At 33.5% G+C, this 9,276-nt stretch carries 10 protein-coding genes, 1 tRNA gene and 1 other RNA gene; 3 read left to right on the forward strand and 9 right to left on the reverse strand.

Going from position 1 to position 9,276, the window contains the following annotated elements; all coding sequences use genetic code 11:
* Positions 1-328 precede the first annotated feature (328 nt).
* The 7 genes from AC3ASS_RS12940 to tadA form a co-directional block, all read right to left on the reverse strand.
* On the reverse strand, positions 329-598 hold the full coding sequence (locus AC3ASS_RS12940) for a pro-sigmaK processing inhibitor BofA family protein (RefSeq protein ID WP_488283940.1): 270 nt from the start codon (positions 596-598) through the stop codon (positions 329-331).
* A gap of 70 nt (positions 599-668) precedes the next feature.
* Complete coding sequence (locus tag AC3ASS_RS12945; RefSeq protein ID WP_488283941.1) at positions 669-884, reverse strand: YaaL family protein; 216 nt, start codon at positions 882-884, stop codon at positions 669-671.
* Positions 885-1,019: 135 nt separating this feature from the next.
* The gene (recR, locus tag AC3ASS_RS12950) at positions 1,020-1,616 is read right to left on the reverse strand and encodes a recombination mediator RecR (protein ID WP_488283942.1); all 597 of its coding nucleotides are present in this window, start codon (positions 1,614-1,616) and stop codon (positions 1,020-1,022) included.
* 13 nt (positions 1,617-1,629) lie between these two features.
* Positions 1,630-1,953 (reverse strand): YbaB/EbfC family nucleoid-associated protein, encoded by a 324-nt coding sequence (locus AC3ASS_RS12955; protein WP_488283949.1) that lies wholly within the window; start codon positions 1,951-1,953, stop codon positions 1,630-1,632.
* An 18-nt stretch (positions 1,954-1,971) separates the two neighbouring features.
* Entirely contained in the window at positions 1,972-3,651 is a 1,680-nt protein-coding gene (dnaX, locus tag AC3ASS_RS12960; protein WP_488283943.1) for a DNA polymerase III subunit gamma/tau, read from the reverse strand.
* Positions 3,652-3,791: 140 nt separating this feature from the next.
* An RNA gene (gene ffs / locus AC3ASS_RS12965) (signal recognition particle sRNA large type) lies at positions 3,792-4,057 on the reverse strand.
* 78 nt (positions 4,058-4,135) lie between these two features.
* A complete protein-coding gene (gene tadA, locus AC3ASS_RS12970; RefSeq protein WP_488283944.1) occupies positions 4,136-4,639 on the reverse strand; it encodes a tRNA adenosine(34) deaminase TadA in 504 nt (167 codons plus the stop codon).
* A 146-nt stretch (positions 4,640-4,785) separates the two neighbouring features.
* Between tadA and AC3ASS_RS12975 the strand changes: the two genes are divergently transcribed.
* The 3 genes from AC3ASS_RS12975 to AC3ASS_RS12985 all read left to right on the forward strand — a co-directional run bounded on the left by AC3ASS_RS12975 (position 4,786) and on the right by AC3ASS_RS12985 (position 7,511).
* Entirely contained in the window at positions 4,786-6,066 is a 1,281-nt protein-coding gene (locus AC3ASS_RS12975; RefSeq protein ID WP_488283945.1) for a glycosyl hydrolase family 18 protein, read from the forward strand.
* 142 nt (positions 6,067-6,208) lie between these two features.
* Positions 6,209-6,865 (forward strand): deoxynucleoside kinase, encoded by a 657-nt coding sequence (locus AC3ASS_RS12980; protein WP_488283946.1) that lies wholly within the window; start codon positions 6,209-6,211, stop codon positions 6,863-6,865.
* Positions 6,843-7,511, forward strand: coding sequence for a deoxynucleoside kinase (locus AC3ASS_RS12985; RefSeq protein ID WP_488283947.1), 669 nt, complete (start codon positions 6,843-6,845; stop codon positions 7,509-7,511). Before AC3ASS_RS12980 ends, AC3ASS_RS12985 begins: the two co-directional genes overlap by 23 nt.
* 111 nt (positions 7,512-7,622) lie before the next feature.
* Here the strand turns inward: AC3ASS_RS12985 and AC3ASS_RS12990 are convergent.
* Both AC3ASS_RS12990 and serS read right to left on the reverse strand, forming a co-directional pair.
* Positions 7,623-7,715, reverse strand: a tRNA-Ser gene (locus AC3ASS_RS12990).
* A 131-nt stretch (positions 7,716-7,846) separates the two neighbouring features.
* On the reverse strand, positions 7,847-9,130 hold the full coding sequence (gene serS / locus AC3ASS_RS12995) for a serine--tRNA ligase (RefSeq protein WP_488283948.1): 1,284 nt from the start codon (positions 9,128-9,130) through the stop codon (positions 7,847-7,849).
* Positions 9,131-9,276: the final 146 nt, after the last annotated feature.

The following is a 9,276-nucleotide window of genomic DNA, read 5'->3' on the forward strand; positions in this document are numbered from 1 at the left end:
CATGTATTAGGCACGCCGCCAGCGTTCGTCCTGAGCCAGGATCAAACTCTCCAATAAGTAGTTTGATTGCTCAAAATGATTGACTAGCATGTTTCTTTAGACGCTTTGTTTTGTTCAGTTTTCAAGGTTCAAATTTTTTATTTACCCTAATTAAGCGACTCTTATAATATATCATTTTTATAACGTAATGTCAACCTATAATTTTTATCTCAAAGGCGACATTGATTATTATATATTATTTTAATATACTTTTCAACTCAATTCTAAAAAATCTTAGGAGTGCTTTTTCTCAATAAAATAAACTTGCCGCACTTTTATCGCACGGCATTTAATTAGGAATTATATATAATTGTATAATGGTTAAAGCAGCTATACCGGGAATCCCTAAAAATCCACTAATTGCAGATGTAATCCAATTTATCGGTACATGAATGTCGAATTGGTTTCCTATAGTATTTAGAAAAAAAAGCAATACAGCCCCAATTAAAAGTTTCACAATGACTTGTCCTATAAACTGGATGGGCTTAAGTGGCGTACCAAATAAAAGTAATAAAATGATAATGACGCTTATAATGGATACAACATAAATGGGTTCCATTATTTGTTCCTCCTCTTAATACTTGTACAATATATATATTTCTGGAGGAACAAAATAATCACTAACCAAACTAATTAATTTTTAATTTTCTTTTTTTTACCTCTTTAAATAAATAAAAAAATTTTATTTCTGCCAATTTCATCTCCATCTCAATTTCTTCAGACTCGATATAGCTTTTATTATAAAGTTCTTTTTTATGATTCCAATCTTTTTTTAGTTCCCTCATCTGGTTAATTAGTTTTTCATCAAACTCTTTTTTTAATTTCCCTTTTCTTTTGAAAAACATTACTAGCCCCCCTAGTATACGGAAAAGAAACATCCAGTACAAAGTGATATTACCTATTAAGTAGATTTTTTATATTTCCCGTTAATATAAAAAATCTACTTGCCTGTTTAAACAAATATGTAATCAAAATTAATTTTATATTTCTCTTCTTCCTTCAATGGCCTTAGATAATGTAACTTCATCGGCATATTCTAAATCTCCCCCAACCGGAAGACCGTGTGCAATTCTAGTTACCTTTATTCCAGATGGTTTTACTAGACGAGAAATGTACATGGCCGTTGCTTCTCCTTCAATATTAGGGTTAGTAGCTAAAATAACTTCCTGTATCGTTTCGTCTTGAAGCCTTTTTAACAAACTAGGAATATTAATGTCTTCTGGTCCTACACCTTCCATAGGTGAAATACACCCATGTAATACATGATAAAGCCCATTATATTCTTTCATTTTTTCCATTGCTATAACATCTTTAGGGTCTTGAACGACACAAATAATGGATTGATCCCTTCTTTTATCCTCACATATATAACAAGGATCTTTATCCGTAATATGTCCACAAATGGAACAATACGTTAAATCACGTTTGGCATTAACAAGTGCTTTAGCAAAATCTAAAACCGTTTCTTCTTTCATATTTAATACAAAAAATGCCAGTCGCGCGGCCGTTTTAGGACCGATCCCTGGCAATTTCATAAAACTATCTACTAACTTAGATATTGGTTCAGGAAAATGCATGTATTACTTCCTCCTAGAATAAACCGGGAATATTCATTCCTTTTGTAAATTGTCCCATTCTTTGTCCTACAAGATCATCTACTTTTTTTAATGCATCATTCGTTGCAGCTAATACTAGATCTTGAAGCATTTCAATATCATCAGGATCAACCACTTCTGGTTTAATATTAACTTCTAATATTTCTTTATGTCCGGAAGCAACAACCGTTACCATACCGCCACCAGCAGTTCCTTCAACTCTTTCTTCAGCTAATTGTTCCTGAGCTTGTGCCATTTCTCTTTGCATTTTCTGCATTTGTTTCATCATTTTTTGCATATTACCCATTCCACCGCGCATCATAATATAACCTCCAATTTAATCTTTTATTTCGAGCAATTCTTTCCCTACGAGCTTTTCAGCTTCGATTATTAACGGGTCTTCTTCTACTTTATTTTTTAATTCTTCTTTATGTTCATTTAAAAATTGCTCTCGTATTTCTACCCATTGGTCTTCAGGTAATCCTATAATATCATAATTATTTCCTGTCAATTCAAATAAAATAGATTTAATATGTTCAATAAATTTTATATTTTCCATTGCCATTTTACAATGGATTTCATACTTAAATTTTATAATACAACCTTTGCTAGAAGCAGCGACAGGTTCAGCATCATTGAGCAATGCTGCTTGAGATTTTAGTAACTTTCCTAACATGTCAGCCCATTTACTTTTAATTGTTAGTAAATCCTGTTTCGTTGCATTTGCTAAAAGTTCCTTCGTTCGTCCCGTCGGTGCCTTATATACTTTTGTTGGTTGTCGTTGAATTGTTTTCTCCTGATGCTCTTCTATTTGACCTTTCGAAATACCAGAGATATTTTTATTTTTTAACAGTTGGATTTCTTTTTCAAGTTGTTCAATTTTCTTTTGTAAATGAATTACTCCATCGCTAGTAAATGAAGATGTATTTGTATTTTCAATCTGACACAATTTTATTAAACAAACTTCTAAGAATATTTTTGGATGATTTGTCCACTTCATTTCTTGTTGAGTTTCATTTAATATTTGAATGATTTTGTATATATGATCTGTCTCATATTTATTGGATATCTGTTCAAATGAATCATCCAATTGAACAGTTTCGAAATAATTATCTAACTCAGGTGAATGTTTAAAGAGCAGCATATCACGGTAATATTGTAGGAAATCTTCAACTAACCGGACAGGATCTTTTCCTTCTGCTAATAATTTATGTAAGTGTTGTAAAGCGTTAGAAGTATCTTGATTTATTATAGATAAAGCCAACTCATTTAAAATTCCTTGTGAAACAGAACCAGTTATTGTTAAAGCATCTTTTATAGTAACTTTTCCTTGACTAAAAGAGATGGTTTGATCTAAAAGACTTAATGCATCTCTCATTCCCCCGTCAGCTGCACGTGCAATAACGGACAATACTCCTTCTTCGCATTCAACCCCAGTTTTCTGTAAAATGAAAGCCATTCTTTCCTTTATATCTTTTGCTGTAATACGCTTAAAATCAAAACGCTGACAACGAGAAATGATTGTTAAAGGTATTTTATGGGGTTCTGTTGTTGCTAATATGAAAATTACATGTTTTGGTGGTTCTTCTAATGTTTTTAATAAAGCATTAAAAGCCCCGATTGATAACATATGAACTTCATCTATGATATAAACCTTATATGGAACGACGCTTGGTGCGTATTTGATTTTATCTCGAATATCCCTGATTTCTTCTACACCGTTATTGGACGCTGCATCTATTTCAATAACATCAGGTATCGAACCATTTGTAATTCCTAAACATGCATCGCACTCATTACAAGGGTCAGAAACAGGAGCCTTCTCACAGTTGACAGCCTTTGCTAGTATTTTTGCCGCACTCGTTTTTCCTGTTCCACGAGGTCCTGAAAATAAGTATGCATGAGAGATCTTTTGCTGAAGAAGGGCATTTTGCAACGTTTTGGTTACATGTTTTTGTCCAACAACATCATCAAATGATTGCGGCCTCCACACCCGATATAATGCTTGATAACTCATTATTTCCCTCCTTCAACATCAATTTCTCATTATATTATACCTTAACTAAGGTTTGTTTAACATATTCGATGATGAAATTAAAAAATCGATAAAATAAAAAAACACCCTCACTGGGGTGTTGATTCGTTATGTATTAACTGCCGTGCACCTTTCTTCGACTGTTAACCATACGCGTTACTTAAGCAGTTAGCTCAGTTCAGGCAACCCTGCGGCACATGAGAGGTTCCACTTAATGCTGCTTCCTTCCGGACCTGACATGGTTCATGGATTCTCATTGCGCAGGACCCAAACGTCAACACCACTTACTTAAGGCAGACCATACAGTTAAACAGCCTCAGAAAGGGATTCAGTCCCGCTAGAGCGGATTGCGGGTTACAGGGCACCGCTACCTCCCCACCTAGCACGGCAAAGTTGCTACCAAATTAATGCGCCAATGTGACGCAATTAATAGTATACTCTTATTTTCATTATTTTGCAATGTTAATCAGAAGTTACTTGTTGTATTTTCATCCATAATTTTACTTTTTCCTTTTTTCTGTCTTCTTATTTTCTTAAAAAAATTTGTTAATAATTCCCCACACTCTTCTTTTAAAACCCCTGAAGTTACTTCACTCGTATGATTAAATCTATCATCTGTTAATAAGTTCATAAATGTTCCAGCACACCCACCTTTTGGATCAAAAGCTCCATAAACAACACGTTTAATTCTTGATAATAAAATTGCACCCGAACACATAGCACATGGCTCCAATGTCACATAAAGCACAGCATCTTCAAGTCTCCAACTTTCCAAAAAATTACAAGCCTTTTCAATAGCTAGTAATTCAGCATGTGCAGTCGCACTTTGTTTCGTTTCTCTTAAATTATGTGCACGTGCAATTACTTGATCATTTAACACAATAATACATCCGATTGGAACTTCCCCCATTGATTCTGCCTTTTTCGCTTCCTCTATAGCCATTTTCATATATATTTGATCTTTTTCCATTTGACTTACAACCCCTATAACTTTGGTTAAAAGAAAATAAAGGATTTATGAATTTGTTGTTGAACATAAAAAGTGAATCATATTTGATAATAACTCTATCATAAAATGTTTATAGTGTTTACTTCTTTTATTTAAGGGGGAGTTTGATGCAAATACATGTTGTCCAACCAGGTCAAACTTTGTATGGAATTGCACAAGCCTACAGTTCAAATGTAGAAGATATTGTTGAAGCAAATGAAATACCGAATCCTAATCAATTAGTTGTTGGTCAAACGCTTGTGATTCCAATCGTTGGAAGCTTTTATTGGGTTCAAAGAGGTGATAGCCTTTGGACAATCAGTCAGCGATTTAATATTCCCTATCAAGAACTAGCCTCCATCAATCGTATTCCATTGAACCGTCCTCTTCAAATAGGGACAAGAATTTATATCCCACCGAGACCAAAACGAAATGCAGAATTTAATGCCTATATCGAACCACGCGGAATGGTAACTCAAGCTTTGGAAAATAGTGCACGTCAAGCAGCTCCATACTTAACTTATTTATCCCCTTTTAGTTTTCGCGCTAATCGAGATGGAACATTAACGGAACCTCAACTTAATAATTTTCCTGATATTGCTCGAGCAAATAATAATGTACTTGTAATGGTTATTTCAAACATTGAAAATGATCAGTTTAGTGATGAATTAGGGAGAATATTATTGAATGATGAAGCTATTCAAAACACTTTATTAGACAATATTGTATCAACAGCTACTCGCTACGGATTCAGAGATATCCATTTTGATTTTGAGTATTTGCGACCAGAAGATCGCGAAGCCTATAACCGATTTTTACGGAAAGCTAAAGAAAGATTTTCAAAACAAGGATGGTTATTATCAACCGCTCTTGCTCCGAAAACGAGTGCCGAACAAAAAGGAAGATGGTACGAAGCCCATGATTACCGAGCACATGGAGAGATTGTAGACTTTGTTGTTATTATGACATATGAATGGGGATACAGTGGTGGTCCTCCGATGGCTGTTTCACCTATAGGTCCTGTAAAAGATGTTTTAGAATACGCTGTTACGGAAATTCCGTCACAAAAAATTTTAATGGGACAAAATTTATACGGATACGATTGGACTTTACCATATCAGCCAGGAACACAAGCTAGAGCAGTAAGCCCTCAACAAGCAATTGAATTAGCAGCGAAATATAATGTAGCGATCCAATATGATTATACAGCGCAAGCCCCATTTTTTAACTATACTGATGAAAATGGGCGTCAACATATTGTGTGGTTTGAAGATGCTAGAAGTATTCAAGCAAAATTTAATTTATTGAAAGAATTAAATTTACGAGGTATGAGCTATTGGAAACTCGGTTTATCATTTCCACAGAATTGGTTATTAATTGTTGAAAATTTTAATGTAACTAAAAGGTAATGTTAAGAGCTTTTCTTTAGGCTCTTTTTTTTATTTATTTTTAAAAAGATTAAAAACCATACTTTTCTAAAAAACTTTCCGTGTTTATCCTTTCAAACGTATGATAAAATACATATAGTTTTCGTTACAAGGAGGGCTGGACGTGGAAACACCTTTCATTACCGTTGAAGGACCTATTGGTGTGGGGAAAACATCTTTAGCAAAAGCCATTTCGGAACACTTTCATTTTCATTTATTAAAAGAAATTGTTGATGAGAACCCTTTTCTAAATAAATTTTATAAAAATATTGATGAATGGAGCTTCCAAACCGAAATGTTCTTTTTATGTAATCGATACAAACAATTGGATGACATTCAACAGAATTACATAAAAAAACAGATACCGGTTGTCTCTGACTATCATATATTTAAAAATTTAATTTTCGCTCAAAGAACATTAAAAGAACATCAATACAAAAAATATGAACAAATTTATAAAATTTTGACCAATGATATGCCTAAGCCAAATTTAATTATTTATTTACATGCAAATTTAGAAACACTTTTAAAACGTATTGAATTACGAGGAAGGGAATTTGAAAAAGATATTAGCCCTCTTTATTTAAAGCAATTATCCATTGATTATGAACAATTTATAAATGATTTTGAAAAAGAGCACCCTGACATTCCAATCATCCGATTTGACGGAGACCAATTAGATTTTGTTCATAATAAAAATGATTTAAACAATATGTTAACAAAAATTCAACAATATTTAGCTGAAGGAGTAACAAACCATGAATCTTCGTCAAAAATATAATATCCCTAGAGATGCTGTAATAACAGTTGCAGGTACGGTGGGAGTAGGTAAATCAACAATGACAAAAGCATTAGCTAACGCTTTAAATTTCCGTACTTCCTTTGAAAAAGTAGATAATAATCCTTATTTAGAGAAATTTTATGGAGATTTTAAAACTTGGAGCTTTCATCTTCAAATCTATTTCTTAGCAGAACGCTTTAAGGAACAAAAACGTATTTTTGAATACGGTGGAGGTTTTGTCCAAGACAGATCTATTTACGAAGATACTGGAATTTTTGCAAGAATGCATTATGAAAAAGGCAATATGTCTCCAGTTGATTACGAAACATACACTAGTTTATTTGAAGCAATGGTTATGACACCATATTTTCCTCATCCTGATTTACTTATCTATTTAGAAGGTTCTATCGAAGATATTTTAAAAAGGGTACAGGAACGTGGAAGAGAAATGGAAAAAGAAACTCCTGTCGAATATTGGATTGAGATGCACCAAAGATACGAAAATTGGATTAACTCTTTTAATGCATGTCCAGTGATTCGTGTGAACATTAATGAATATGATGTTGTTAATGACGAGTCTTCCATTGAATTTATCATCGAAAGAATTGGAAAACAACTAAATTACACTCAGCTACTAAAAAAATAAGATTTTTTCCTTTACAATTTTTTGTAAAGGTTTTTTTATTAAAAAAAAGCTAACCCAAAAGAGTTAGCTTTTCTAAAAATCTCCAATATTTATGCGCTAATTTACGTGTAATGGCGGAGGAGGAGGGATTCGAACCCCCGCGCGGTTTGACCCGCCTCTCGGTTTTCAAGACCGACCCCTTCAGCCAGACTTGGGTACTCCTCCTTTTCACACAAAAATTATATTATCATGCTATATTTCACATGTCAAATACTAATCATTTTGTTTTTTTTATTAGGAAATTTCTGAACAAAATGAAGAATCACTCCTGATCATTAGGAGTGATTCAAATCGCTTTAATTTTTCGGTTTTATTACTTCCATATTTCCCATATACGGTCTTAATACTTCTGGAATAATGACACTTCCATCAGGCTGTTGATAGTTTTCTAAAATAGCAGCAACTGTTCGTCCAATCGCTAGTCCAGATCCATTTAACGTATGCACATGTTCTGGTTTAGCATTTGGTTCTCTTCTAAATCGTATATTCGCTCTTCTTGCTTGGAATGCTTCAAAATTACTGCAAGAAGAAATTTCACGATAAGTTTTATAACTTGGCAACCATACTTCAAGATCGTATTTTTTAGCAGCGGTAAATCCTAAATCAGCCGTACACATATTCAAGACACGATAAGGAAGCCCTAATAATTGTAAAACTTTTTCTGCATCATTTGTTAATTTTTCTAATTCACTATAGGAATCTTCTGGTTTAACAAATTTAACTAGTTCAACTTTATTAAACTGATGTTGACGAATTAAACCACGTGTATCTCTTCCTGCTGAACCTGCCTCAGAACGGAAACAAGCGCTATATGCTGCATAATTAATAGGTAAATCTTCTGCTGATAATATTTCATCACGATGTAAATTTGTGACAGGTACTTCTGCTGTTGGAATTAAAAAGTAATCTTCTTCCTCAATTAAAAACACATCTTCTCCAAACTTCGGAAGTTGCCCCGTACCAGTTAAACTTGCACGATTGACTAAATATGGAGGCATTACCTCTATATATCCATGTTCTTCCGTATGTAAGTCCAACATGAAACTTATTAACGCACGTTCTAGTTTTGCTCCTGCACCTTTATAGAAAACGAAGCGACTCCCTGTTACTTTAGCTGCTCGTTCAAAATCTAAAATTCCTAAGCGATCAGCAATCTCCCAGTGTGGTAACGGTTCAAAATCAAAAGTTCTAACTTCCCCCCATTTTCTAACCTCAACATTGTCGTCTTCACTTTCTCCAATTGGAACAGATTCGTGAGGTATATTCGGAATAGAAAGCAATAACATTTCTAATTCTTCTTCTACAGCTTTTAATTCCTCATCTAATCCTTTAATTCTCTCTCCAACTTCTTTCATTTCTTTAATTAGGTGATCAGCATCTTTCTTTTCTCTCTTTAATACAGCAATTTGTTGGGAGACTTCATTTCTTTTGCTTTTTAATTGTTCAGATTCAACAATTAACTCTCTTCTCTTTTTATCTAGTTCTTCAAATTTCCCAAAATCCGTTAAATCTTCCCCACGATGTTTCATTTTCTCTTTAACTTCTTGAAGATTATTCCTTAAATATTTAATATCTAACATAATTTAAACCTCCTCCAATTTCTATTGTCCTCACTTTGAGTGAATGTTAATTAGTATGTATAAATTTTTGTAGAGTAGAAAACTGATTTCAAAGGGACAGCTCATGCTGTCTCTTTTACTCTCAGCTTCCCCTCATCAAACCGTAC

It is taken from the genome of Bacillus sp. JST-5 (assembly GCF_057747715.1).